Origin of the sequence: Citrobacter sp. CK191 (genome assembly GCF_030333435.1) — a bacterium.
In the GTDB taxonomy this organism is placed as follows: domain Bacteria; phylum Pseudomonadota; class Gammaproteobacteria; order Enterobacterales; family Enterobacteriaceae; genus Citrobacter_B; species Citrobacter_B koseri.
The window spans coordinates 161940-188657 of the sequence record NZ_JAOWFX010000031.1 but is presented as its reverse complement, the minus strand read 5'-3'; the positions used below and the strand labels follow the sequence as shown (position 1 = coordinate 188657).

At 55.2% G+C, this 26718-nt stretch carries 26 protein-coding genes; 4 read left to right on the top strand and 22 right to left on the bottom strand.

Going from position 1 to position 26718, the window contains the following annotated elements; genetic code table 11:
- Positions 1–37: 37 nt before the first annotated feature.
- The 15 genes from OGV82_RS12485 to napF all read right to left on the bottom strand — a co-directional run bounded on the left by OGV82_RS12485 (position 38) and on the right by napF (position 12274).
- Entirely contained in the window at positions 38–1087 is a 1050-nt protein-coding gene (locus OGV82_RS12485) for a cytochrome c-type biogenesis protein CcmH (protein WP_047462441.1), read from the bottom strand.
- On the bottom strand, positions 1084–1641 hold the full coding sequence (gene dsbE / locus OGV82_RS12480) for a thiol:disulfide interchange protein DsbE (RefSeq protein ID WP_012131561.1): 558 nt from the start codon (positions 1639–1641) through the stop codon (positions 1084–1086). The genes OGV82_RS12485 and dsbE overlap by 4 nt, the downstream gene beginning before the upstream one ends.
- Complete coding sequence (locus tag OGV82_RS12475) at positions 1638–3581, bottom strand: heme lyase CcmF/NrfE family subunit (RefSeq protein WP_047462438.1); 1944 nt, start codon at positions 3579–3581, stop codon at positions 1638–1640. Before OGV82_RS12475 ends, dsbE begins: the two co-directional genes overlap by 4 nt.
- Complete coding sequence (ccmE, locus tag OGV82_RS12470) at positions 3578–4057, bottom strand: cytochrome c maturation protein CcmE (RefSeq protein ID WP_047462435.1); 480 nt, start codon at positions 4055–4057, stop codon at positions 3578–3580. Before ccmE ends, OGV82_RS12475 begins: the two co-directional genes overlap by 4 nt.
- Positions 4054–4266: a heme exporter protein CcmD gene (gene ccmD, locus OGV82_RS12465; RefSeq protein WP_012131557.1), complete on the bottom strand. Its 213-nt coding sequence runs from the start codon at positions 4264–4266 to the stop codon at positions 4054–4056. The genes ccmE and ccmD overlap by 4 nt, the downstream gene beginning before the upstream one ends.
- Entirely contained in the window at positions 4263–5000 is a 738-nt protein-coding gene (locus OGV82_RS12460) for a heme ABC transporter permease (RefSeq protein ID WP_286462726.1), read from the bottom strand. The genes ccmD and OGV82_RS12460 overlap by 4 nt, the downstream gene beginning before the upstream one ends.
- 144 nt (positions 5001–5144) lie before the next feature.
- The gene (ccmB, locus tag OGV82_RS12455) at positions 5145–5804 is read right to left on the bottom strand and encodes a heme exporter protein CcmB (protein WP_012131555.1); all 660 of its coding nucleotides are present in this window, start codon (positions 5802–5804) and stop codon (positions 5145–5147) included.
- Positions 5801–6427: a cytochrome c biogenesis heme-transporting ATPase CcmA gene (gene ccmA, locus OGV82_RS12450; RefSeq protein WP_101724221.1), complete on the bottom strand. Its 627-nt coding sequence runs from the start codon at positions 6425–6427 to the stop codon at positions 5801–5803. Before ccmA ends, ccmB begins: the two co-directional genes overlap by 4 nt.
- A gap of 6 nt (positions 6428–6433) precedes the next feature.
- The gene (gene napC / locus OGV82_RS12445) at positions 6434–7036 is read right to left on the bottom strand and encodes a cytochrome c-type protein NapC (protein WP_012131552.1); all 603 of its coding nucleotides are present in this window, start codon (positions 7034–7036) and stop codon (positions 6434–6436) included.
- Positions 7037–7045: 9 nt separating this feature from the next.
- The gene (gene napB, locus OGV82_RS12440) at positions 7046–7495 is read right to left on the bottom strand and encodes a nitrate reductase cytochrome c-type subunit (RefSeq protein WP_024130166.1); all 450 of its coding nucleotides are present in this window, start codon (positions 7493–7495) and stop codon (positions 7046–7048) included.
- Positions 7492–8355, bottom strand: coding sequence for a quinol dehydrogenase ferredoxin subunit NapH (napH, locus tag OGV82_RS12435; protein ID WP_047462425.1), 864 nt, complete (start codon positions 8353–8355; stop codon positions 7492–7494). Before napH ends, napB begins: the two co-directional genes overlap by 4 nt.
- Complete coding sequence (napG, locus tag OGV82_RS12430) at positions 8342–9037, bottom strand: ferredoxin-type protein NapG (protein ID WP_058667724.1); 696 nt, start codon at positions 9035–9037, stop codon at positions 8342–8344. Before napG ends, napH begins: the two co-directional genes overlap by 14 nt.
- 6 nt (positions 9038–9043) lie before the next feature.
- Positions 9044–11530, bottom strand: a complete 2487-nt coding sequence (gene napA / locus OGV82_RS12425) for a nitrate reductase catalytic subunit NapA (RefSeq protein WP_012131548.1) — start codon at positions 11528–11530, stop codon at positions 9044–9046.
- Positions 11527–11793: a chaperone NapD gene (napD, locus tag OGV82_RS12420; protein ID WP_012131547.1), complete on the bottom strand. Its 267-nt coding sequence runs from the start codon at positions 11791–11793 to the stop codon at positions 11527–11529. Before napD ends, napA begins: the two co-directional genes overlap by 4 nt.
- Positions 11780–12274, bottom strand: a complete 495-nt coding sequence (gene napF / locus OGV82_RS12415; protein ID WP_024130164.1) for a ferredoxin-type protein NapF — start codon at positions 12272–12274, stop codon at positions 11780–11782. Before napF ends, napD begins: the two co-directional genes overlap by 14 nt.
- A gap of 77 nt (positions 12275–12351) precedes the next feature.
- On the opposite strand from napF, the gene yojO reads away from it, so the two are divergent.
- Both yojO and eco read left to right on the top strand, forming a co-directional pair.
- Positions 12352–12519, top strand: a complete 168-nt coding sequence (yojO, locus tag OGV82_RS22980) for a protein YojO (RefSeq protein ID WP_502873744.1) — start codon at positions 12352–12354, stop codon at positions 12517–12519.
- Positions 12520–12684: 165 nt separating this feature from the next.
- Positions 12685–13182: a serine protease inhibitor ecotin gene (gene eco, locus OGV82_RS12410; RefSeq protein ID WP_101744056.1), complete on the top strand. Its 498-nt coding sequence runs from the start codon at positions 12685–12687 to the stop codon at positions 13180–13182.
- A 101-nt stretch (positions 13183–13283) separates the two neighbouring features.
- Here the strand turns inward: eco and mqo are convergent, their stop codons facing one another.
- The 7 genes from mqo to OGV82_RS12375 all read right to left on the bottom strand — a co-directional run bounded on the left by mqo (position 13284) and on the right by OGV82_RS12375 (position 22616).
- Complete coding sequence (mqo, locus tag OGV82_RS12405) at positions 13284–14945, bottom strand: malate dehydrogenase (quinone) (protein ID WP_101744030.1); 1662 nt, start codon at positions 14943–14945, stop codon at positions 13284–13286.
- A 243-nt stretch (positions 14946–15188) separates the two neighbouring features.
- Positions 15189–16625 carry a magnesium transporter gene (mgtE, locus tag OGV82_RS12400; protein ID WP_049009135.1) on the bottom strand — a complete coding sequence of 479 codons (1437 nt, stop codon included), beginning with the start codon at positions 16623–16625 and terminating at the stop codon, positions 15189–15191.
- Positions 16626–16804: 179 nt separating this feature from the next.
- A complete protein-coding gene (locus OGV82_RS12395; RefSeq protein ID WP_101744031.1) occupies positions 16805–18448 on the bottom strand; it encodes a multidrug ABC transporter permease/ATP-binding protein in 1644 nt (547 codons plus the stop codon).
- A gap of 75 nt (positions 18449–18523) precedes the next feature.
- Positions 18524–19174, bottom strand: coding sequence for a DNA oxidative demethylase AlkB (gene alkB, locus OGV82_RS12390; RefSeq protein WP_101744032.1), 651 nt, complete (start codon positions 19172–19174; stop codon positions 18524–18526).
- Positions 19174–20238, bottom strand: coding sequence for a bifunctional DNA-binding transcriptional regulator/O6-methylguanine-DNA methyltransferase Ada (ada, locus tag OGV82_RS12385; protein ID WP_101744033.1), 1065 nt, complete (start codon positions 20236–20238; stop codon positions 19174–19176). The genes alkB and ada overlap by 1 nt, the downstream gene beginning before the upstream one ends.
- A 79-nt stretch (positions 20239–20317) precedes the next feature.
- The gene (apbE, locus tag OGV82_RS12380) at positions 20318–21373 is read right to left on the bottom strand and encodes an FAD:protein FMN transferase ApbE (protein WP_101744034.1); all 1056 of its coding nucleotides are present in this window, start codon (positions 21371–21373) and stop codon (positions 20318–20320) included.
- 115 nt (positions 21374–21488) lie between these two features.
- On the bottom strand, positions 21489–22616 hold the full coding sequence (locus OGV82_RS12375) for a porin OmpC (protein ID WP_115609081.1): 1128 nt from the start codon (positions 22614–22616) through the stop codon (positions 21489–21491).
- A 740-nt stretch (positions 22617–23356) separates the two neighbouring features.
- On the opposite strand from OGV82_RS12375, the gene rcsD reads away from it, so the two are divergent.
- A complete protein-coding gene (gene rcsD, locus OGV82_RS12370) occupies positions 23357–26026 on the top strand; it encodes a phosphotransferase RcsD (RefSeq protein ID WP_286462725.1) in 2670 nt (889 codons plus the stop codon).
- Positions 26027–26042: 16 nt separating this feature from the next.
- Positions 26043–26693, top strand: coding sequence for a response regulator transcription factor RcsB (rcsB, locus tag OGV82_RS12365; RefSeq protein ID WP_001061917.1), 651 nt, complete (start codon positions 26043–26045; stop codon positions 26691–26693).
- The last annotated feature ends 25 nt before the right edge of the window (positions 26694–26718 follow it).

Sequence of the window (26718 nt, the reverse complement as noted above, 5' to 3'; positions counted from 1 at the left end):
CCGCGTGGCAAGTACCGTCCGGCCTTGCCACACTCATTTATTCCGCCTGCGGCGAAAGCTGCGCTAATGCCTGCTTAATACTGCGTTCAATCACTGCCCGGCGGGAATCATTGGCGGGCAGCAATTTCAGCATCATCTCCCAGGCTGCGACCGCCTCGCCGAAACGCTGCTGCTCGAAGGCATTAAACGCATACATACTCAACGTCCGAATATTGGCATGATCGCTTCTCACCAGCTGGCGCAACAGCTCCCCTCCCCGACGATTATCATCAGGATCGGAAGAACGGGTCAGCGCTTCCGCATACCCTAATGCGGCATCGCTATTTTTGGGGTCCAGTCTGTACGCATTGGCATACGCTTCCGTCGCCGTGCTGGCATTCCCCAGCACCATGCCGATACGCCCAAGCATAATCCAGCCTTCCACATTGCCAGCATCGCTTTGCAGTCGGGTACGCAAACCAAGCGCCAGGCGTGTCATCTCTTCTTCATTCAGCGGCTGCGCATCAGGGTCCAGCGCGCGCTCCAGCAGCGCTGGCGTCTGCGCCGTAGCCTGTTGCCAGATTTTTACCTGCTGATAGTTACCGGTCTGGTAGTAACTTACCGCCCCGACAATCAGCGCGATCACAACCCCGGGAGCAAACAGCCATAATCCTGCCTGGCGTCCCTTCGGCGTCACCTCATCAGAAAAGGTTTCCTGTTTTACACGTACGCGCCGCCGCGAACGGGCGAAGATAATCCAGCCGCCAGCACCAATAGCGGCAATCGGCAAGATCCACAACAGCACGGTAAGCGGCGTCAGCGGCGGATCGTAGGTGACGAAGTTACCGTAGCGCGCCACCATGTAATCAACGATCTCCTGCTTGCTTTTACCTTCCTGCATCAGTTCATAAACCTTCTGACGCAGGTCGGTGGCAATCATCGAGTTAGAGTCCGCGATGCTGTTGTTCTGGCATTTCGGGCAGCGCAGCTGCTCGGTGAGCTGGCGGAACTGCTGCTCCTGCGCTTCATCTTTGAACTGCATAACATCAATGGCAGCCAGCGACGAGCCGGAGATCACCAGCATCAGCACGCCCAGTAAGAATCTCATTGCGCGGCCTCCTTGCTGTACTGCTCCCAGAGCGGTTTTATTTCACTTTCCCATACCCTGGCGTTCAGATCGCCTGCATGGCGATAACGAATGATCCCTTTACCGTCGATCAGGAAGGTTTCCGGCGCGCCGTAAACACCCAGATCCAGCCCAAGCATACCGTCGCCATCAAACAGGCTTAACGCATAAGGATTCCCTAACTCTTTCAGCCAGGTAATCGCTTTCTGGCGATCGTCTTTATAATTCAGGCCAACCACGCGAATTCCCTGCGCAGACAGCTGATTCAGATACTGATGTTCAGCGCGGCAGGTCGGGCACCAGGTCGCCCACACGTTAAGCAGCACCGGTTTCCCCTGCGTTAGCACGTCTGCCTGATAATGCTGACCAGGATTTTCCAGCGATTCGAGACGGAAGGTCGGCACCGGTTTGCCAATCAGCGCCGATTCCAGATTCGTCGGATCGTCCCCTTCTGCATTACGCGCCAGCTGCCACAGCAACGCCGCCGCAATAACCAGAAAAATGACGAAAGGTATTAACAGTACGTTGCGCTTCATACAGCCTCCGGCGCGGTTTTTTGCGGGCATGAACGCTGGCGATAGCGCGGATCAAACAGGCAGAACAACCCGCCAAGCGCCATCAACAGTCCTCCCGCCCAGATCCAACGGATAAACGGTTTGTAATACAGGCGCACCGCCCATGCGCCATTGTCCAGCTCTTCGCCGAGAGCGGCATACAGATCGCGGGTGATCCCGCCATCGATCGCCGCTTCCGTCATCATTGAGCTGGTGCTGTTATAAAAACGTTTTTCCGCATGCAGCGTCGCTTCTGCTTTACCTTCCCGCGTCACGCCGATAATCGCCACCCCGCCGCGATAGTTCGGGCCGGTAATCTCCTTCACTTCACGGAAGGTGAATTGATAGTCGTGGATGCTGACGCTGTCGCCCGCTTTCATGCGGACATCACGTTCCACGCTGTAGTTTTGGCTAAACGCGATGCCGACAATCGTCACCGCCAGCCCAACGTGCCCGGCGACCATTCCCCAGTAGCTGAGCGTCATTTTCGTACCGCGCGAAACGCGCTGCGCGACTTCCGCTACCGCCAGCACAAATACCCAGCACGCCATCGCCAGCCCGACCACCGTCATGGCGACAATCTTGTCTTCAAACAGCCACGGCAGCAGCATCGACAACACTAACGTGCTCACCAGCGCGATAACCAACAACCGCTGCAACTTGCGCGGTCTGTCACGTCCCCAGCGAACCAGCGGCCCAATGCCCAGCAGCAGCGCGAACGGCGCCATCAGCCAGGTGAACATGGTATTAAAGAACGGTTCGCCGATTGAAATACTGCCCAGACCGAGCTGTTTATGCACCAGCGGCAGCAATGTTCCCAGCAACACCACCAGCATGGCGGCGATAAGCAGGACGTTATTGGCTAACAGCAGTGACTCACGCGACCAGAGCGCGTTATTCACCCGCGAGCGAACCTTGTGTCCGCGCGTCGCGAACAGCAGCAGCGAACCGCCGATCACCAGTACCATAAAGGCGAGAATAAACATCCCGCGCGATGGATCGGAGGCAAAAGCATGCACCGACACCAGCACGCCAGAACGCACCAGGAAAGTACCGAGCAGGCAGAGTGAGAAGGCGCATATTGAAAGCAGGAGCGTCCAGGCTTTGAAGCTGGCGCGCTGTTCAGTCACCGCCAGGGAGTGCATCAACGCGGTGCCCACCAGCCACGGCATAAATGAGGCGTTTTCCACCGGGTCCCAGAACCACCAGCCGCCCCAGCCCAGCTCGTAATAGGCCCAGGCAGAGCCAAGCACGATACCCAGCGTTAAGAATACCCATGCAGCCAGCGTCCAGGGACGGGAAAAGCGGGCAAAGGTGCTGTCCAGACGCCCACTCATCAGCGCGGCGATCGCGAACGCGAACGCCACCGAGAAACCGACATAGCCCATATAGAGCAGCGGCGGGTGGAAGATCAGCCCCGGGTCCTGCAACAGCGGATTCAGGTCGCGCCCTTCAATCGGAAAGTTGGGCAACGTACGGGAAAACGGGTTGGAGGTGAACAGAATAAACAGCAGAAAACCGACGCTGACCATCCCCATCACCGCCAGTACGCGGGCGACGATATCCAGCGGCATCCGCTGACTGAACACGGCCACGGCAAACGTCCAGCCACTCATCAGCAATACCCATAGCAGAAGCGACCCTTCGTGCGCTCCCCAGGTCGCGGCGACGCGATACCAGACCGGCAGTTGCGTGTTGGAGTTGCTGGCGACATAGGTAACGGTAAAATCATTCACCACGAAGGCATTGATCAGCACCAGAAACGCGCCCATCACCAGGATAAACAGCAGCCAGGAGAATGGCCTCGCCGAGGCCATCATGCGCACATCGCCGCGCCCCACGCCCCACAGCGGATAAACGGATAGCAACAGCGCCACGCCGAGTGCGAGACACAGCAGCGCGTTGCCAATTTCAGGCATCATGATGCTTTATCCTTATAAACGCTTTCCGGGCGACGATGGTTTTCCTGCATCGCTTTTTCAACTTCCGGCGGGGTATAGTTTTCATCATGTTTGGCGAGCACCTCTTTCGCCTGCACATGGTTTTTCTCGCCCAGCTCCCCCTGCACCACCACGCCCTGCCCTTCGCGGAACAGATCCGGCAGAATGCCTTCGTACGTCACATCCACCACGCCTTCGGCGTCGTAGATGCTGAAATTCACTTTCAGCGAATCCGGGTCGCGCTTCACGCTTCCGGGCATGACCATGCCGCCGACGCGCAGGCGTTGCCCCACTTCAGGCAGTTGGTGCGTTTCGCGTTTACCGTAGAGAATTTCGCCTGGCGTATAGAACAGGTCGATATTGGAACGCAGCGCATAAAGTACCAGCGTGATAGTCAGAGCCAAACCGGCCAGCACCGCGCAGGCTATCCACAAACGATTTTTACGACGGAGATTCATGCGGCCTCCCGCTGCGCCTGCGCCGCACGCATCCGCGCTTCACGCGCTCGCTGCTGCGCCACGCCGCGCAAAATCACGCGGTGCTGCATGGCGGTATGCACCACCAGCGCCGCCAGCGGGATCACTGTCATCACAACCGCCAGCCAGACATAAAAGGCGTAACCGCCCATAGCAAAGAAATCACTCCAGGATGCAAATGCGCTGGTCATTGGCGGCCTCTTTTTAAAATCAGTTCACTCACCCACGGGCGACGTTTTTCCATTAACAAAATCAGGTTACGCATCCGCATCAGCGCCAGCGTGATAAACAGCAGCAGATAACCGATAATCGCCAGGCGCAGCGGCGCGCGCATCGCCGGGTCAATGCTCTGCTGCATACGAGTTGATCCCTGATGTAGCGTATTCCACCACTCCACCGAGTAGTGGATGATCGGCAAATTAACGACGCCAATCAGCACCAGAATGCCCGCCGCGCGCCCCGCCAGGCGGCGATCGTCAAAGGCGTGCCACAACGCTATCGCCCCGACGTACAGGAACAGCAGCACCAGTTCAGAGGTCAATCGCGCGTCCCATACCCACCAGGTTCCCCACATCGGTTTGCCCCAGGCGGAACCGGTAACCAGCGCGATAAAGGTAAACACCGCGCCAACAGGCGCCATCGCCGCCACCGCCAGGTTAGCCATTTTCATTTGCCAGACCAGACCGATGAATGCGGCGACCGCCATCGAGGCGTAAATCCCCATCGACCAGATCGCCGCCGGGACATGCAGGTAGATGATGCGGTAGCTTTGCCCCTGCTGATAATCCGCAGGCGCGAAGCCAAACCCCCAGACCCAGCCCGCCGCCAGCACCACCACGCTGGCTATCGCCAGCCACGGGATGAACCAGCCACAGATCTGATAAAGCCGTGGGGGAAGCGCCAGTTGATGAAGTGTTTTCCACATAGTTCAGTCACCAGATTCAATCAAAACGAATGAAACTTCAGTTATGCCGGATGACGGCAAAGACGCCTTATCAGACCTACAGACTTTCCTGATAAGCGTAACGTCATCCGGCATCCTACAGTTTGTCGCCAGTCAAAGACCGCGCTACTGCATGCTGATACGTAACGCTGCCGCCGTAGCAAAAGGACTTAACGTTGCGCTGCCCGCCAGCAACGCGCCCAAAATCGCCATATATCCCTCAACGGGCAAATGCATGGAGGCCGCATCCATCGCCGCAGTGGCGAAAATCAGTAACGGAATGGTCAGCGGCAGCACCAGCACGCTCAGCAATACGCCGCCGCGCTTCAGGCCCACCGTTAACCCCACGCCCGGCGCGCCAAGAAAACTCAGGGTCGGCGTGCCAAGCAGCAGAGTCAGCGCCATGATTTGCCAGCCGTACATATCCATTCCCAGCAATAACGCCACCAGCGGGGAGAGGATCAGCAGCGGCAGGCCGGTCACCACCCAGTGCGCCATCACTTTCGCCAGCACTACCGCCGGTAACGGCAGCGGCAGGAGCATCAGTTGCTCCAGGCTGCCGTCCTGTAAGTCATCGCGAAACAGACGCTCCAGCGCCAGCAGCGAGGAGAGCAACGCCGCCACCCAGATAATGCCGGGAACAATGCGCGCCAGCAGCTGCGGCTCCGGGCCAATGCTCAGCGGGAAAAGCGTGATAACAATCAGAAAGAACCACAGCGGGTTAGCGATTTCCGCGCTATGACGAAACGCCACGCGCAGCTCAAGACGAAAGATTTGCCACATCATTGCGCTACCCTCTCGCCGGTCAGCGCGATACGCCGTATTTTGTCAGTCGCGACATTCAGCGGCTGGTGCGTGGTGAGGATGACGATCCCGCCCTGCTGTGTATGTTCAGCCATGCGCTGCGTCAGGCGCTCAACGCCATTGACATCAATGGCGGTAAACGGCTCGTCGAGGATCCAGAGCGTCGCGCGGGTCAGCCACAGACGCGCCAGTGCCACGCGCCGTTGCTGTCCAGCGGAAAGCTGGTTGACGGGGATGTCTTCGTATCCGGCCAGCCCCGCCTGCGCCAGCGCGGCCAGACACTGCGCCGTATCGCCGTCATGGTGGAAAAAGCGCAGGTTCTCCAACGCCGAAAGCCGGGTTTTAATCCCCGGCTGATGTCCAATCCACAACAGATTTTGATGGTAGCTGTCGCGCACGCGGTGCAACGCCTGCTCTTGCCAGCACACTTCCCCTGCGTCGGGGCGCGCCAGCCCGGTGAGCAACCGCAAAAGGGTGGTTTTCCCCGCGCCGTTGCCCCCGGTAATTTGTACCCATTCCCCTGCGTTCACGCGAAACGACAGCCCACTGAACAGTATTCTGTCATCCCGCTCGCAGAGCAGTTCTCTGGCTTCAAGCATACCCACTCATTATTAAAAGCCCGGTTTCACTTCGCGCATATCCGGGAGTTTATGCGCAATCCCTTTGTGGCAGTCGATACAGGTTTGCCCCTCTTTCACTGCCTGGTCGTGCATTTTGGCGGCAACGCCTTTCTGAGCGGTGAGATCCATAAATTCGAAGTTGTGGCAGTTACGGCACTCCCGCGAATTGGTGTCTTTCATCCGTCGCCACTCGCTCTGCGCCATTGTCAGACGGTGATCTTCAAACTTCTGCGGAGTATCTATAATGCCGAACACCTTCCCGTACAGCTCTTTACTGGCCTTGATCTTACGGATCATTTTCGGGCCCCACTCGTGCGGAACGTGACAGTCAGGACAGGTGGCGCGAACGCCGCTGCGGTTGTTGTAGTGCACGGTTTCCATGTATTCCTGATAGACGGTGTTGCGCATTTCGTGGCAGCTGATACAGAACTCTTCGGTGTTGGCCTTTTCCATCCCGGTGTTGAAACCGCCCCAGAAAATAATGCCGCCGACAAAACCGATTAACAGCAACGTGCCAATCGCCAGGCGGCTAGGGCGACGCCACCATTGCCAGACCCGCTTAATCACGCCAGGTTTACGGTTAGAATTTTCCATAATGACCTCTTATTTCCCGTAACCTTTCGACGGGGTAAAGGTATTACCCACGATCGGCGCGGCATCCGCCTGCGGCACATGGCACTGCAAACAGAAGTAACGACGCGGCGCGACTTCGCCTAAAACTTTGCCGTCGCTGTCCATAAAGTGCGTTGGGCTAATACGCGGCGCGCCGGTAGTACGGTAGCTTTCCACACCATGACATTGCAGGCAGCGGTTGGTATTGGTCGTTACCTGATAACCTTCAACGCTATGCGGGATCATCGGCGGCTGATTAACATAGTTCAGCGGCATACGTTCCTGCTCTTTCGGCATGCGAATCGCCCCTTCCTGCGTCCCCGAAACTTCCGGCGACTGGCTCAGATCCACTCCGTTTGCTGCCCAAACCGCACCACTCACCACCAGGGCAAGCAGGGCCGTCCATTGACACAGCGCTTTCTTCAGGTCATGGCTTTTCATGATTTCGCTCCCGAACTCCATCGTGTTGTTATTGTAAATACGTCCTCAGAACAGACATCCACGCAGCGACCGCACGTCATGCAATCGCGGCTGGTGACCTGCACCGGGCTTTGCTCATCCAGCACCGGCGCACGCAGGACGTGCGGTTCCGGGCAAACATGAAAACAATCCATACAGCGGTTACATTTCTCGCGATCTTTCGCCGCCACCGTTAGCGCGCCTTTACTTCCCAGCACGCCATACAACGCGCCCAAAGGGCAGATATGTCCGCACCAGCCGTGTTCAACGACCAGTAAATCAAATAAAAACAGAGCGATAATCAGCAGTGCACCGCTACCGAATCCCATCACCAGGCTACGCCCCAGCAGGGAAACCGGGTTTATCCATTCCCACAGTAGCGTTCCGGTTAGCGCCGATCCCACCAGCACGACAACCAGAAGGACGTACCGTATATGACGCGGAATCGTTGCGGACTGATTCAGGTCAAACCTTCTGCGTAGCCAGTTCGCAAAATCGGTAATTGGGTTCAGCGGACAGACCCAACTGCAAAATAATCGCTTTCCTGCCAGGGCATACAGCACCGTAATAATGGCGGCGCCGGTCAGCGCAACGGCGGCCGGTAAATGCCCGCTGGCAAGGCTTTGCAACGTTATCAGCGGGTCGGTTAAAGGAATGGTATCCAGCAACAAGCTACTGCTGTAGTTACCGTGCAGAATCCAGACGCCCGCCCACGGGCCACTGAGAAACATTCCCAGCACCAGAAACTGACTTATCCGCCGCAAAACCAGCCAGCGATGGCTGCGCCACCAGCCTTTTTTCGCTCGCGCTTCGCGCCCGGCATCGCGTTTACGATTTGCCATCTTTCCCCTCCAGCCAGCCGAAGCGGTAGTGGTGCCCCAACTCCCCTTTCGCCAGCGACAGCGGCAACACTTTTATCGCCGGTTGTTCCAGCACACAGACTTTTTCGCATTTACCGCAGCCGGTGCAGGCGTCGCTGTGAACGGTGGGAAGAAAGCGCGCATGTTTGCCGGTACGCATATTGCGATCCAGCTCCAGCGTGATCGCCTCATCGATTTTTGGGCACTCGCGATAACAAACGTCGCAGCGCAGTCCCTGGAAGTTAAGGCAGTTCTCCTGGTCCAGCAGTACCGCCAGCCCCATGCGCGCATCGTCAATGGATTCGATCTCTCGATCCAACGCCCCACTGGGGCAAACTTTAGCGCATGGAATGTCTTCACACATTTCGCAGGGAATATCGCGGGCGACAAAGTAAGGCGTACCGGCAGACAAACCCGAAGCCAGCGTCGCCAGCTTCAGGGTGTCATACGGACATGCCTGAACGCACTGCCCGCAGCGCACGCAGGCGCTGGCGAACGCGTCTTCACCCAATGCCCCCGGCGGGCGCAACCGCACGCCCGTTGCGCGAGCGGTTTGCTGCTGTAACCCCAGCGCTACGCCAACGGCAGCCAGCCCGCCTGCCGTGCGAACCATATCGCGCAAAAAGCGGCGGCGGCCATTTTGGGGTTTCGCTGACCGGGACATGGTGTGTTACACCTTCGCCAGTTTGACGGCGCACTTCTTGAAATCCGTCTCTTTAGAGAGCGGGTCCGTCGCATCCAGCGTCAGGTTGTTCACCAGCTGTGCGGCATCGAAGAACGGCATGTACACCAGTCCCTGCGGCGGACGGTTACGCCCGCGCGTTTCAACAACCGAAATCACTTCCCCACGGCGGGAGATGACTTTGACCTTATCGCCACGGCGCAGGTCACGCGTTTTCGCGTCCAGCGGATGAATAAAGAGCACCGCTTCCGGGAAGGCGCGATGCAGCTCAGGCACGCGGCGCGTCATGCTGCCGGTGTGCCAGTGCTCCAGTACGCGACCGGTAGAGAGCCACAGGTCATACTCTTTATCCGGCGCTTCCGCGGCGGGTTCAAACGGCAGGGCGAAAATCACCGCTTTGCCGTCCGGCTTACCGTAAAACTTGTAGCCTTCTCCCGCTTTGACATACGGGTCATGGCCTTCGCTGTAACGCCACTGGGTCTCTTTACCATCAACCACCGGCCAGCGCAGACCGCGCGCTTTGTGATAATCATCGAACGGCGCGAGATCGTGGCCGTGTCCGCGACCAAACCAGGCGTACTCTTCAAACAGCCCTTTTTGCAGGTAGAAACCCAGCTCACGGGATTCATCGTTCAGCTGGTCTTCCGCCAGATCGGTCAGCGGGAATTTGCTGACCGCAGGCGTGGCAAACAGAACGTCGTAGAGGGTTTTGCCGCGCAGTTCTGGTTTTTGCGCCAGCAGATCTTCCGGCCAGACCTCTTCCGTTTTGAAACGACGAGCGAACTGCACTAGCTGCCACAGGTCTGATTTCGCTTCACCCGGCGCTTTAATTTGTTGACGCCAGAACTGGGTACGACGCTCAGCGTTACCGTAGGCCCCTTCTTTCTCCACCCACATCGCCGTTGGCAGAATCAGGTCAGCGGCCAGCGCGCTGACGGTCGGGTACGGATCGGAGACGATGACGAAGTTACGCGGATCGCGCCAGCCCGGCATACGCTCTTCGTTGATGTTCGGCCCGGCCTGCATGTTGTTGTTGCACATCACCCAGTAGACGTTCAGCTTGCCGTCTTTCAGCGCACGATCCTGCGCTACGGCGTGCAGACCGATTTTCGCCGGGATGGTGCCCGTTGGGATCTGCCAGTGTTTTTCGCAGATATCACGGTGTTTTTCATTAGTGACCACCATGTCCGCAGGCAGACGGTGGGAGAATGTCCCAACTTCACGCGCCGTACCACAGGCGGAAGGCTGACCGGTCAGGGAGAACGGACCACAGCCTGGCTGGGAGATCTTGCCGGTCAACAGGTGCAGGTTATACACCAGGTTGTTGGCCCATACGCCACGCGTATGCTGGTTAAAGCCCATCGTCCAGTAGGAGATCACTTTTTTCTTCGGATCGGCATACAGCTGCGCCAGCTGCTCCAGCTGATCTTTCGGCACGCCGGTCATTTCTGCGGTTTTCTCCAGCGTGTACTCCGCGACAAACGCTTTGTACTCGTCGAAGCTCATCGGCTCAGAGGCGTCGGAGCCCGGATTCTTCGCCGCTTTTTCCAGCGGGTGCGTTGGACGCAGACCATAACCGATGTCGGTCGTCCCTTTACGCAGGTTGACGTATTTGCTGAAGAAATCCTGATTTATCGCATTGTTTTGAATGATGTAATTGGCGATATAGTTGAGGATCACCAGATCGCTTTGCGGCGTAAAGACAATGCCGTTATCCGCCAGCTCAAAGCTACGATGCTGGAAGGTTGAGAGAACCGCGACATTAACGTTCGGATCGGACAGACGGCGGTTGGTGATGCGCGACCACAGGATCGGGTGCATCTCCGCCATGTTAGAGCCCCATAGCACAAAGGCGTCGGCTTGTTCGATATCGTCGTAGCACCCCATCGGCTCATCCATACCAAAAGTACGCATGAAGCCCACCACCGCCGACGCCATGCAGTGGCGCGCGTTCGGGTCGATATTGTTGGAACGGAAACCGGCTTTGAACAGCTTCGCGGCGGCATAACCTTCCCAGACCGTCCACTGCCCGGAACCAAACATACCAATCGCTTCCGGCCCTTTTTCTTTCAGAGAGGCCTTAAATTTCTCTTCCATCACATCGAAAGCCTGATCCCAACTGATTGGGGTAAATTCGCCTTCTTTGTTGTACTGGCCGTCTTTCATGCGCAGCATCGGCTGCGTTAAACGGTCTTTGCCATACATAATCTTGGGCAGGAAGTAGCCCTTAATGCAGTTAAGGCCACGGTTGACCGGCGCATCAGGATCGCCCTGACAGGCCACAATACGGCCCTGCTGAGTACCGACCAGCACGCCGCAACCCGTTCCGCAAAAACGGCACGGGGCTTTGTCCCATTTGATGGCTTCCTGCTGACCAACCACTGCGCGGGCGACGCCCGGCACGCTTAGCCCGGCAGCCGCCGCAGCGGCCGCAACGGCGTTAGCTTTCATAAAGCTACGACGACTGAGTTTCATGGTGTTTCCTCACCTTGCTCATCCTGCTGGTGATAAACCAGCGACACCGCCAGCACGCCCGCAACGTTGCGTACCGACTCAATTGTTTGCATCAGCGTTCCGCTGTGTTCTGCTTCCACCACCACGATCAACTGACCGCTGTCGACATCGCTCAGCGCGACTTCACAGCCCGGAAACTGGTGCAATTGCGTGCTGATGTCGGTGATGTGCTGACTTTTGGCCTGGACGACCAGGCTACAGACCTGCCAGTTACTGTGCTGCATGGTTGTACTCCGCATTGATCGCTGATGTCGGGCAAATGGCGACACACGCCCCGCATCCGCTGCATGCCTGATTGTCGAGTTGCGGCTGATAAATGCCTGACAGCGTGGGGCGAAACGTTATCGCCAGTGGTTCGCAGCTATCCTGGCAGCGATGACACTCAACGGACTGATACGCCAGACAATTCTGCCCAATCGTAAAGTTCAGATCCCAGGCCCTGGTGTGGCGCGGAAGGAAGAGTGATTCAGGACAGGCTTGCGCGCAGGCATAACAAAAGCTGCATTCACCCTGCTTAAAATTAACGCCCGGATAGCCGCCTTGCCCCCGCTGTAAAATGTCGGTTTCACATGCCTGAATGCAGGCGTCACAACGGATGCAGTGCGTCAGGAAGTGTGATTCGTCCCCAGACCAGGGCGGACGGAGCCCGCTGTTGGCTTTGCGCCAACTGCCTGTCAGTATTCCTCGACGGGATAGATCAACCATGACATCGCCCTTCCATCACGACGCTCACACCGGAAGGTGAACGACTAAATAAACCGCACTACCACTAAGTCATTATTATGATCGGTAAGATATTTCAGGATGTGTTAGAGGTGCATACCCCGATTGGGGTAAATGCTGTCGCCGGATCAAAAGAGTGTGGGGTTAGCGTATCTGAATGTGCTTTTGTTCACATTTCAAAGTGTTATATCAATAAGTATATAACGAAAGGCTTAAATGGAGAATAATCCTATTTAACATGTATAAAATGGAATATATCGCTATCAAACAAGTAAACATTCAATTAACCATCTTAAAATATAAGTAAATTTAGATTAATAGCCAATATGAATGTGTTAACCTGCCGGGAATCGTTCAGAAGACAGAAGAAAGGAAACGCGGTGAACTCGAAAATGAAGACAATTGTACCTGCCGTACTGTTAGCGGCTTTCGCCAGTACCTCCGCATGGGCGGCGACCAGCGATGCCAGTACGCAACCTCTGGAAAAAATCGCGCCGTATCCGAAAGCGGAAAAAGGGATGAAGCGCCAGGTTATCCAGCTTACTCCCCAGGAAGATGAGTCTACCCTGAAAGTGGAACTGCTGATCGGCCAGACGCTGGAAGTGGATTGCAACCATCACCGTCTTGGCGGCGAACTGGCGAGCAAAACGCTGGAAGGCTGGGGTTACGACTACTACGTTTTTGATAAAGTAACCTCCCCGGTTTCTACCATGATGGCCTGCCCGGATGGCAAGAAAGAGCAGAAGTTTGTGACGGCCTATCTGGGCGATGCCGGAATGGTGCGTTATAACAGCAAGCTGCCGATCGTGGTGTACACCCCGGCTAACGTAGAGGTGAAATACCGTATCTGGAAAGCGGAAGATAAAGTACAGGACGCAGTGGCGCGTTAAGGAACGTTTTGCCGGATGGCGGCGTACCGCCTATCTGGCCTACATATTGCTCGTTGTAGGCCGGATAAGTGCAGCGCCATCCGGCATGCCGCAATACGTTTTTACAGCGCGATATCCGCGACAGCTTTATGCGCCGGCTGCGGTTGAACCTGCGGCTTAAGCTGCGGTTTTGGCGCTTCGTCCACCACCTGCGGCTTGTCATATTTCAGCCCCAGAACGTCGCTGGTGTATTGCAGCTCTTGTTCCGTGGCCTCAATATTGCCGTTCAGCTTAGTCCCGTAAGACGGAACAATCGTTTTCAGTTTCGCCTGCCATTCCGGGCTGGCCACTTTCTCTTTAAACACTTTTTCCATCAGATGCAGCATGATCGGCGCAGCAGTGGATGCCCCCGGAGACGCGCCCAGCAGCGCGGCAATCGTACCGTCTTTGTCGCTGACCACTTCAGTGCCCAGACGCAGTACGCCGCCCTTGTCTTCATCACGCTTGATGATCTGCACGCGCTGGCCCGCCTGCCACAAACGCCAGTCTTCTTTCTTCGCCTGCGGATAGTACTCTTTCAGCGCTTCAAAGCGTTCATCATCGCTCAGCATCACCTGGCTAATCAGGTATTTCACCAGATCGAAGTTATCCATCCCTACGTTAACCATCGGCATAAAGTTAGAGGTCGTGGTCGAACTCAGCAGATCCCACAGCGAACCGTTTTTCAGGAACTTCGTGGAGAACGTCGCGAACGGCCCAAACAGCACGACGCGTTTACCATCCAGGATACGGGTATCGATGTGCGGTACGGACATCGGCGGCGCGCCGACCGACGCCTGGCCATATACCTTCGCCAGGTGGTTGTTAACCACATCCGGGTTCTCTGAAACCAGGAACTGGCCGCCAACCGGGAATCCCGCGTAATCTTTCGCTTCAGGAATGCCCGTCTCCTGCAACAGCTTCAGCGCCGCGCCGCCCGCGCCGATAAAGACAAATTTCGCCTTAATCGCATGTTCTGCTTCACCGTTTTTCAGATCGGCGACGGTCACGGTCCAGGAGTTATCCGCGTTACGTTTAAATCCACGGACTTCGGTACTCAGTTGCAGCGCAAAGTTCGGTTTTTTCTGCAACGATGCCACCAGCTGACGCGTGATTTCCCCGTAGTTCACGTCAGTACCGATTTCAGTGCGGGTCGCGGCAACCTTCTGTTTCGGGTCGCGACCTTCCATGACCAGCGGCGCCCACTCTTTAATTTGCGCATGATCTTCGGAGTAACGCATACCGCGGAACAGCGTGCTCTGCTGCAACGCGGTATAGCGGGCGCGCAGGAAATTGACGTTATCATCGCCCCAGACAAAGCTCATGTGCGGAACGGTATTGATAAACGAGTGTGGTTCGTGCAGAACGCCGCTCTGTACCTGATGCGCCCAGAACTGGCGGGAAACCTGGAAGGCTTCGTTAATGTCGACTGCCTTTTCGATGCTGACGGAACCATCGGCTTTTTTCGGCGTGTAGTTCAGTTCCATCAGCGCGGAGTGGCCTGTTCCGGCGTTGTTCCAGCCGTTGGAACTCTCCTGTGCAACCCCATCCAGTCGCTCAACCATGGTCATTGACCACTCCGGTTCCAGCTCCTGCAAATAGGTTCCCAACGTGGCGCTCATGATGCCGCCGCCAATCAACAGTACATCCGTTTCCTGCTCTTCGGTCGCTTTCGCTTTTGCCGCCATCGAGACAGCATTCAGCCCCACAGCCATGGTGAAGAGCATGGCAGTCACTTTTTTCATAATGTTAATGCCTTACTTTTAGTATCGTTTTTTTGCTTTTTGCAGGTGAAAATCGAGCGGCATCAACGTTAACACTTCAGGTAAAAGATTTAAATATTGTTTATAAATTATATTAAGATTTTAAAAACGTTAGTAATACGTTGAATATTTATAAGGTTATTGACAATTAACGAGACAACAGCATTCCCGCATCGCTAATCGCCATGCTTTTGCTGCTACGGATGATGAGACGTAATCAGGCGGTTAAAGCAGAAATACCGTCGCCAGCCCCAGAAAAATAAAGAAACCGCCGGTATCGGTAATGGCGGTAATCATCACGCTTGAGCCGACCGCCGGGTCGCGCCCGAGCTTTACCATCGTCATCGGGATGATCACGCCCATCAGCGCCGCCACCAGTAAATTCAGCACCATCGCCAGCGTCATAACGCCGCCAAGGGCGATATCGTCGTAGAGCCACCAGGTCACGCCGCCCATGATGCCGCCCCAGACAAGGCCGTTGACCAGCGCCACGCCCATTTCACGCAAAATGAGAAAGGTCAGGTTGCCGGGCTGAATATTTTGCAGCGCCAGCGCGCGAACAATCATGGTAATGGTTTGATTCCCGGTATTACCGCCAATCCCGGCGACAATCGGCATGAGAGAAGCCAGCGCCACCAGTTGCGAGATCGTGTGTTCAAAGCCGTCGATCACCCGGGAGGCGATAAACGCCGTGCACAGGTTTATCGCCAGCCATGCCCAACGGGTTTTTACCGCTTTGGCGACGGGCGCAAAGACATCTTCTTCGGCGCTCAGGCCCCCCATGCGACGCAGATCGGTGTCGGTTTCTTCGTAGACCACATCAACGATCTCATCGATGGTCAGGCGTCCCATCAGTTTGCCGGAAGGATCGATCACGGCGGCGCTGACCAGGTTGTCACGTTCAAAGGTGCGCGCCGCATTCTCAGAGATATCTTCCGGGGCAAAGGTCAGCGGATCGTCATCCATCACGTCGCTGACTTTACGCTGCGCGTCACTGAGCAGAATACGCGTCAGAGACAGCTCGCCGACCAGTATTTTATTCCGGTTCGTTACAAAGAGTTTGTCGGTGTTTTCCGGCATTTTTCCCAAACGGCGTAAATAGCGCTGCACTACCTCCAGCGTCACGTCCGGGCGCACGGTGATGACCTCGAACTCCATGATCGCCCCGACGCGATTCTTCTCGTAGTGCATAACCTGACGGACGCGGGCGCGCTCCTCTGGCGGCAGCGTCGCCAGCAGTCGCCCGGTGAGGTTACGCGGCAGGTGCTGAACGAGATAAATCTGTTCGTCAATGTCGAGGTATTGCAGCGCGTCCAACAGCGCGCGGTCGGTCATTTCATCAATCAGGTCATCCCAGACGTTTTCGGACGCTTCCAGCAGCACTTTGCCGCGTTTTTCATTCTCGACCAGCCGCCATAAGGCATGACGTTCTTCGGAAGGCAGCGCTTCAAGGGTATCCGCCAGGTCCGGCGGCGGCAGGTGAGCCACCAGCGCCCCTACCTCAGCAATATCGTCGGCCAGCGTACCGACATCATATTGCTCAGCCAGGGTGAGCTTGCCTGACAGGGCGGAAATAATCGCTTTATCGGTGGTGAGCAGCCAGATAAGACGCGCACGCTCTTCATCGCGCAGTCTGGCGCTGTTTTTGGTCATTGCGGACATTAATTATAAATCCATGAAATGAGATGCCATTAAGCATGGCGCGAGGTTATGTAAATAACAATAAACGGCGCCGCGAGTGGATAAAAAATCAGCATCATGCAGGGAATGGCAGGCCCGATAAGCGTCGCGCCATCGGGCAACCAGGCCGGATGCGGCTAATCCTTATCCGGCCTACAGGATCAGGCGGTACGCGCAACCGCATCGTGGGAGGCGGCGTCGCGTTCATCGCCGACCAGCTCACTCAACTGCCCGTTACGCATCTCCAGCAGGCGATCGGCGTGAATAAAGTAATGATCGTCATGACTGATCGCAAAGATGGTTTTGCCCATCTCCTGCATCAGCGGCAGCAGCACCTGATAAAATTCACGGCGGAAATGCGGGTCCTGATCGGCGGCCCATTCATCCAGCAGAATGATGTCACGCTCCTCCGCCAGCGCCAGCAGCAACGCCACGCGCTTTTTCTGCCCTTTCGACAGCTTCAGGTTCAGAATCCGGCCATCGCGTAGCTCCAGCTTGTGCGCCATTTTCAGTTGCTCAAGCCACTTTTCCACCAGTTCCGCTTTGGCCGGTTTGCCTTCCGGCCCCAGCAGTTGATCAAACAGCCAGACATCGGTAAACACAGCGGAAAAGAGTTTCCGGTAGTCCTCAGGACGCTCTGCGGAAAGCGTTTTGCCATCCAGTAAAATTTCGCCTGACTGAGGCTGGTACAGCCCCGTCAGCAGCATCGCCAGCGTCGATTTCCCGCTACCATTGCCGCCAATCAGAAACAGCAGTTCCCCGCGCTGGATGGTCAGGTTGATCGGCCCTACTGAAAACGCATTATCCTGATAATGGAAAACGACATTGCGTAACTCCAGCGTTTTCCAGTCAGGAAAGGCGTCAGGACGAGGAAATTCCGCTTTAAACGGCGCCAGCGAAAATTTATTCAGCTTGTTGAAAGCCACCTGCGCGGTGAGCAGCGTCGGCAACGCGCCAACCGCAGAGAGCAGCGGCGTGCGCAGGAACAGCAGCGTCAGCGAATAGATCGCCGCCACGTTGGTATCCGCCCAGCCCAGGCTGTTCGCCATCCAAAACACCAGACCAATCGCGCCCAGCATCATAATGTTTGACCAGTTAACGGCGCTCAGGTGGAACGTATCGGCGCGAATAATATGGTGGCGATACTCTTTCGCATCCGGGATATACGAATGGTTAAAGATATGTTCCGCGCGCTCACGGTTCAGGGTCAGCTCTTTGCGCCCTTCCAGCACCGTCTGAAAATCCTGATACAGCTTATCTTCCGTTTCGCGCAGCGTCGCCATGTGCTTATACACGCGCGCCACCAGCACAAACCCGCCCCAGATGGTGATTGCCATCCAGATTGCCGTCACCAGCAGCATTTTGGTGGATAACATCGCCAGATACGCGGCGGAACCCACCGTCAGGATGATCCCCTGAACCAGCTCCGGCAGGCGCACGAATGCGATCGTGATGTTGCGGATATCACTGGTTAACCCTGCCAGCAGCGAGGCGCTGCCCAGTTGTTCGATGCGCTCAACCTGCGTGTCCAGAATACGTTTGATAAATTCGCTGCGCAGGCGATAGACAAAATGGTGCCCTAACGCGGTTAAGGCCAGTTGGGAGCCCAGCGTCACCGCCATCAGTAAAAGCAGCAGCGCGAGAAATTCCGGCAGCACCATCAGCGTGGTATCCACCGTTTCGATGAGGCGCTGATTGATAAAGGCAATCAGACCAATCCCCAGCGCAGCGCTGGCGAGGCTGAGCGCCATCACGCTGATAAATGGCCAGCGATACTGCCGCCAGACAAGAAGAAGTAGTTCCATTCATACAACCCGGGCAAGGAATAACAGCCCGCAGTTTAAACATCTCAACGCCGACAGCAATAATAATTCTTATTTTTATTCTTTTTTACCCGCCTGGCGAAACGTCAGGTTGTAACGACAGTCCGCCGTCAGCGGATGAAAGCCCGCTTTAAGCGGTTGTATGCCGTGGTAAAACAGTCTCGATTCACCGCCCCAGACCACCACATCGCCGTGCTCCAGCAAAAGGCGTTTTAACGGATCGTTACGACTCAGGCCGCCAAACTGAAAAATGGCCGGAAGGCCCAAAGAAACCGACACAATCGGCGCGCGCAGATCCGGTTCGTCTTTATCCTGATGCAACGACAACTTTGAGCCGGGCGTATAGCGATTGATAAGACAGGCATCCGGCTGAAAATCAGCATAGCCCGCCGCGATCGCCGCGCGATGGCACAGGCTGGTAAAGACCTCAGGCAGCGGCGGCCAACGCCGCCCGGTTAACGGATCGACGGGAGAATAGAGATATCCGTGCTGATCCGTCGTCCAGCCGAGCTGACCGCAATTTGTCATCGCCACCGACATGGTATAGCCGCCGGGCGTTACCATCTGGCGAAATGGCGACTGCGCGGCGACCACCGCGATGGCCTCAATCAGCGATGGCGCCTCGCGAAAGGCGAAACGGCGCAAGATAACCGCGCCGGACGCCAGCGGCTCTTGCCAGGGTTCAGCATCCGCAAATAAGTCCAGCATCATTTATCCTCATGTCGCGCCTCTCGTTGCAGAAGCTGCGCCTTGCGCGCCACGCCCCAACGATAACCCGATAGCGCGCCGTCGCCGCGCACCACCCGATGGCACGGGATCACAATCGCCAGTTTATTTGCCCCGCAGGCGCTGGCAACGGCACGAACCGCCTTCGGCTTGCCAATTGCGCTGGCGATCTGCTGATAGCTGACGGTTTCCCCACAGGGAATCGTGCGCAGCGCCTGCCAGACCTGCTGCTGGAACGCGGTGCCCTGAATATCTAACGGCAGTGACAGCGGCATATCGCGTGCATTAATACTGGCGATAACCTGGCGCACGCGCTGCTGGAAAGGTCGATCAGCGGGTTCATCCTGCGCGGCGGGAAACAGTTCATGCAGGCTGGCAATAAGCCCGGCATCATCATCGCCCAGTAAAATCGCGCAGATTCCCCGCTCGCTCTCCGCAACCAGGCAGCGTCCCAGCGCACAATCCGCGAGGGCATAGCGAACGGGGAGATTATCGCCGCCCTTACGAAACTGCTTCGCCGTCATGCCGAGCGTCTCATCCGCTTTGCGATAGTAACTGCCGCTGTCGGGAAAACCGGCGTTCAGGATCGCTTGCGTTACCGTCTCTCCTTTCGCCAGCGCATCGCGCAGACGGCGGGCGCGCCAGGATTGCTGCCAGGCTTTTGGCGTCATTCCCGTCGTGGCTTTGAACAACCGATGCAGATGAAATGGGCTCATTGCCACCTGCTGCGCCAGGGCGTCCAGCGTGATGGGGGCATCCTGTTCCAGTAAACGACAGGCGTGCGTGATTTTATCCAGCTGATGCTGTCGGGCGTTGTCTTTGTCTGGCTGGCAGCGTTTGCAGGGGCGGAATCCTGCGGCCAGCGCCTGCTCCGCACTGGCAAAGAAACGAACGTTTTGCCGCAACGCGTGTTTTGCCCGACAGGACGGTCGGCAAAAGATGCCGGTGGTCTGTACCGCAAAAACAAACTGACCATCGGCGTCAGGATCGCGATCCAGCACCGACTGCCAGCGCGCATCGTCATTTATGCGTGAGAGATTTTTCATCATGGACTCCTTCATTAAGCATAGTGCTTAGTCTCAGTGTGTCCGTAAGTCAGCGCACGAAAACCCGAAATCTTGCTTTTTAATTTTTATCACTCACGAGGAAGCTTTTGAACTGCGGCGACATCCAGGTTTTAAAACCCTCGCCCTCTTTCATGATCATGTACACCGCCAGCCCTTCCCGGCGCACCACCTCTTTGGCCTTTTCCGTGCCGAGCACCATCAACCCGGTATCCCAGCCGTCCGCTTCCAGCGCCGTCGGAGCGATAACCGTCACGGAGACCAGATTGTGTTCTATGGGACGCCCGGTCTGCGGATCAATGACGTGAGACAGGCGCTTCCCGTCCAGTTCGTAATAGTTACGGTAGCTGCCGGAGGTACTGATGCCATGCCCGTTAATATCGACAATTGCCTGCACCGCGTTTTCTTGATCGGTCGGTTTTTGGATCGCCACACGCCAGGGCTGCCCCTGCGCATTCATGCCGCGACTGTTCAGGGCGCCGCCGACGGAGACCAGATAGCGGGCAATGCCTTCCTGTTCCATCAAGCGCGCCAGATGATCGGCCGCATACCCTTCCCCCACGGTTGAGAGATCGACAAACAGATCCGGCAGATCTTTTTGCAGATATTGTTGTCGCGCCTGATTGATAACCCGCAGATGTTGCAGCCCGGTCTTTGCTTTTGCGCTGTCAATCTGCGGCTGTGTGGGAACATGTATCGGCTGTTGCTCCGGGCCGAACCCCCACAGATTCACCAGCGGCCCCACGGTGATATCCATCGCGCCGTCGGTTTTCGCGCCAATGCGCAGCGCCGAGGTAATGATATCGGCCATTGCTTCGCTAACCGGCCAGGGAGAAAGACTTTGCGAATGGTTGAAGCGCATCAGCGCCGAGTCATTTTTGTACGTGGACAACAGCTGATCGTCGGCATCAAGCTGCGTCTGAATTCTGTTACGTAATTCCTCAGCACGGCTGGCGTCCACATCCACCACGCTGACCCGCCAGAAGGTGCCCATCGTTTTCCCTTCCAGTACGGTTGCAGCAGGTGACGCTGTATCAGCCGGTTTTGGGGCATCATCGCACCCCACAAAAAAGATCGTCGTGGCCAGCAGCGCTGCCCGACAAAAGGTCATTTCCATACGTGATTATCCTCATGCGAACGCGCGCAAGAGTACACCAAAAATCGCTATTTGTACGCCGTAAAAAACGCATTAAAAAAGGGCCCGCAGGCCCTTTAGTTGACATTGTCCGCAATCAGAACTGGTAAACCAGGCCCAGAGCAACGATGTCGTCAGTGCTGATACCCGCGTTACGGGTAAAGGTGTTGTCATCCAGCAGGTTGATTTTGTAATCAACGTAGGTAGACATGTTTTTGTTGAAGTAGTAGGTCGCGCCAACATCAACGTATTTCAGGATATCCTGATCGCCGTAGTTGGTGGTGCCGTTGGAGATGTCCTTACCTTTAGATTGCAGGTAAGCCACGGACGGACGCAGACCGAAGTCGAACTGGTACTGTGCAACCACTTCGAAGTTTTGCGCTTTATCAGCGAAGCCATAAGAGTCGCTACTGCCGTTCTGGGAAGAACCAAAGCGGGTTGCGTTGTAAGTCTGAGAGTACTGCGCTGCCAGGTAAACGTTGTTAGCGTCGTATTTCAGACCACCGGTATAAACGGTCGCACGATCGCCGCTGCCGTATACGCCAGCCGAATTCTGGTCAGCAGTACGTTTGGAAGAGGTGATTGCACCACCAACGCTGAAGCCTTCGCCGATATCATAGGTCAGAGATCCGCCGAAGCCGTCGCCGTTCTGTTTCAGCAGGCTACGACCATCCGCAACGTCGTTTTCACCGCTGGCGCTGCCGTTTTTACCCTGATACTGCAACGCAAAATTCAGACCTTCAACCAGACCGAAGAAGTCAGTATTACGGTAGGTTGCCAGGCCGTTAGCACGCTGCTGCATGAAGTTATCCGCACCGTAGGTGTCGCCGCCGAATTCCGGCAGAACGTCGGTCCAGGCCGTTACATCGTAGATTACGCCGTAGTTACGACCGTAGTCGAAGGAACCTGCATCGCCAAATTTCACACCAGCAAACGCCACACGGGTCCAGGAGTTGTTAGTGGTTTCAGCGTCGTTACCCTGAATCTGATATTCCCACTGACCGTAGCCGGTGATCTGATCGTTAACCTGGGTTTCGCCTTTGAAGCCGAGACGCATATAGGTCTGATCGCCGTCGTTGCCATCGTCATCAGAGAAATAGTGCAGACCGTCGACTTTACCGAACAGGTCCAATTTGTTGCCGTCTTTGTTATAAACTTCAGCCGCATTTGCTGCGCCTGCTACCAGCAGAGCCGGTACCAGGAGGGACAGTACTTTAACTTTCATGTTATTAACCCTCTGTTATATGCCTTTATTTGCTTTTTTATTGCCACTGCATACTGATTAACCCTCTTAACCAGTCGGCAATTTCATTCTCCGCAAAAATGCAGAATAATCCAACACGGATATGATACTAAAATCTTTAAAATGTTTCATTTATCGCCATAGGTGTTTCAAATTATTAATGGCATGGAACTTTTTTAAAAGCAAAAAATGGGACAAATAAGCACGAATCATCAAAACATATTTATTTTTCATTATAATTCAATGCATTATATTCATGAAAATCATAGCACTGAATGATAAAACAAAATCTTCACTCGCAACTAAAATAGTCAGCGCTATCATCATTAACTTTATTTATTACCGTCATTCATTTCTGAATGTCTGTTTACCCCTATTTCAACCGGATGCCTCGCATTCGGTTTTTTTTTACCCTTCTTTACACAACTTTTATCTTCTTGTGCTACCGGATTTAAATAATCACAACGGTTTACTACCCCCCTCGTGATAATCACCAGTCATGCCAACAAATAATTTCTTGTTATTTAGTGCTAAATTTTATTTCATTGTGTTTATATTTATACATCTGCGCCAACGCTGTACACGTTTTGCTTAGGGAAACGCCTTCGCGGCTCGGGCGGAAAAATGCAGCGTGTCTGATGAGCGAGAGTATGGAAATTCACACAGTACCCTTTATACTGCCCTTTCCTCTTTAGCGTTGTTTTAACAGGTCATAAACACGAATGAGTCAGTCTGATACAACGGTTTCTACCCGATTCTCCCTTCTGCCGGGAAGCATTACCCGTTTCTTCTTATTACTGATCATTGTGTTACTTGTAACGATGGGCGTGATGGTGCAAAGCGCGGTCAACGCCTGGCTGAAAGACAAGAGCTATCAGATTGTCGATATCACCCATGCTATTCATAAGCGCGTAGACACCTGGCGCTACGTGACCTGGCAAATCTATGACAACATTGCCGCGACGGCTAACCCATCCACGAGCGAGGGTTTGCAGGAAACGCGTCTGAAACAAGACGTCTACTACCTTGAAAAACCGCGCCGTAAGACCGAAGCGCTTATTTTTGGCTCGCATGACAGTTCAACGCTGGAAATGACCCAGCGGATTTCCACCTATCTCGATACGCTGTGGGGCGCGGAGAACGTGCCCTGGTCGATGTATTATCTGAACGGGCAGGACAACAGCCTGATTCTCATCTCCACCCTGCCGCTCAAGGATCTCTCCTCCGGCTTTAAAGAGTCCGCCATTGGCAATATTGTCGATTCCCGTCGGGCGGAGATGCTGCAACAGGCGAATGCGCTGGATGAACGCGAAAGCTTCTCTTCGTTACGTCGTCTGGCGTGGCAAAACGGCCATTACTTTACGCTGCGCACCACTTTTAATCAGCCGGGGCATCTGGCGACGGTTGTGGCGTTCGATTTGCCGATCAACGACCTGATCCCGCCGGGAATGCCGCTGGACAGCTTCCGCCTGGAACCCGACTCCTCAACCACGACGGTACGTAATACGGAGAAAGAGTCTCCAGACAGCGTCAGCATCAGCTTCAACAGCGCCAAAATTGAGATTTCTTCCGCGCTGAACTCAACCGATATGCGGCTGGTCTGGCAGGTTCCTTTCGGCACGCTATTGCTTGATACGCTGCAAAATATCCTGCTGCCGTTACTGTTGAATATCGGCCTGCTTGCGCTGGCGCTGTTTGGCTACACCACCTTCCGCCACCAGCCTGGCCGTTCAACGGAAGTGGCGACAAGCAATACCGCAAATAATGAACTGCGTATTCTGCGCGCGATTAATGAAGAGATCGTCTCCCTGCTGCCGCTGGGGCTGCTGGTGCATGACCAGGAGGCCAATCGCACCATCATCAGCAATAAAATCGCCGACCATTTGCTGCCGCATTTAAATCTGCAAAACATCACCAGCATGGCGGAGCAGCATCAGGGCATCATTCAGGCGACGATCAATAACGAGCTGTATGAAATTCGCCTGTTCCGCAGCCAGGTCGCCCCTCGCACGCAGATCTTTATTATTCGCGATCAGGTCCGGGAAGTGCTGGTGAACAAAAAGCTCAGGCAGGCGCAGCGTCTGTATGAGAAAAACCAGCAGGGCCGCGCCGCGTTTATGCAAAATATTGGCAATGCCCTGAAAGAACCCGTGCGGATACTGGCGATCAACGCCGCTGCCGCAGACACGCCGGAAAGCCAGAAGCTGGCGAACCAGGCGGATGTTCTGGTGCGTATGATAGATGAAATTCAGCTGGCGAATATTCTGGAGAATGATACCTGGAAAAGTGAGCCGACGCTGTTCTCCATTCAGGATCTGATTGACGAAGTGGTGCCGGACGTTCTGCCTGCGATTAAGCGTAAAGGTCTGCAACTGCTGATCAAAAACCACCTTAGCGCCAACGATGAACGCCGTGGCGACCGTGACGCCCTGCGCCGCATTCTGCTGTTGCTGATCCAGTACGCGGTCACAACCACGCAGATTGGGAAAATCACGCTGGAAGTCGATCAGGATGAGTCGGCTAAAGAACGCCTGACCTTCCGCATTCTGGATACCGGTGAAGGCGTGACGCTCAATGAGATCGACAATCTCCATTTCCCGTATATCAATGAAACGCAAAGCGACCGCTACGGGAAAGCGAATCCGTTAACCTTCTGGTTGTGCGATCAGCTGGCGCGTAAGCTCGGCGGGCATCTGAATATTAAAGCACGCGATGCGCTGGGGACGCGCTATACCGTACATGTTAAAATGACCCCGCATGACCAGCATGTAAATGATGAAGAGCGCTTGCTGGATGACGTTTGCGTAATGGTTGACGTCACCTCTAATGACGTGCGCAATATTGTGTTGCGTCAGCTGGAAAACTGGGGAGCCACCTGCATCACGCCGGATGATCGGCAAATAAGTCAAGAATATGATCTCTTTTTAACTGATAATCCGTCTAATCTTACTGCCTCCGGCTTGCTTTTAAGCGATGATGAGTCAGGCGTGCGGAAAATGGGTCCTGGCCAACTGCGCGTCAACTTTAATATGAGCAACGCTATGCAGGAAGCTGTACTACAACTGATAGAAGAGCAACTGGCGCAGGAAGAGATTCCAGAGTCGCCCCTCGGCGGAGATGAAAACGCCGAACTTCATGCCAGCGGTTATTACGCGCTCTTTGTAGACACAGTACCGGATGATGTTAAGAGGTTGTATACTGAGGCAGCGACCAGTGATTTCGCTGCGCTGGCGCAGACAGCTCACCGCCTGAAAGGCGTGTTTGCTATGCTTAATCTGGTACCCGGCAAGCAGTTATGTGAAACGCTGGAACATCTTATTCGTGAGAAAGATGCTCCAGGTATAGAAAAATACATCAGCGACATTGACAGCTACGTCAAGAGCTTGCTGTAGCAAGGTAGCCCAATACATGAACAATATGAACGTAATTATTGCCGATGACCATCCGATTGTACTGTTCGGTATTCGCAAATCACTTGAACAAATCGAGTGGGTGAATGTTGTCGGCGAGTTTGAAGATTCCACAGCACTGATCAACAACCTGCCTAAATTAGATGCGCATGTGTTGATTACCGACCTCTCCATGCCGGGAGATAAATACGGTGACGGGATTACCCTCATCAAATACATTAAACGTCATTTCCCGAGCCTGTCGATCATCGTTCTGACGATGAACAACAACCCGGCAATTCTGAGCGCGGTGCTGGATCTCGACATTGAGGGGATTGTGCTGAAACAAGGCGCGCCGACTGACTTGCCTAAAGCGCTGGCCGCGCTGCAAAAGGGCAAGAAGTTTACCCCGGAAAGCGTCTCCCGCCTGCTGGAGAAAATCAGCGCGGGCGGTTATGGCGACAAACGTCTGTCCCCGAAAGAGAGTGAAGTCCTGCGTCTGTTCGCAGAAGGTTTCCTGGTGACGGAAATCGCCAAGAAACTGAACCGCAGTATTAAGACCATCAGTAGCCAGAAAAAATCGGCGATGATGAAGCTGGGCGTCGAAAACGATATCGCGCTGCTGAATTACCTCTCTTCCGTCACGCTGAGCCCGGCGGACAAAGACTGATCAAACGTCAGGTGCCTGATGGCGT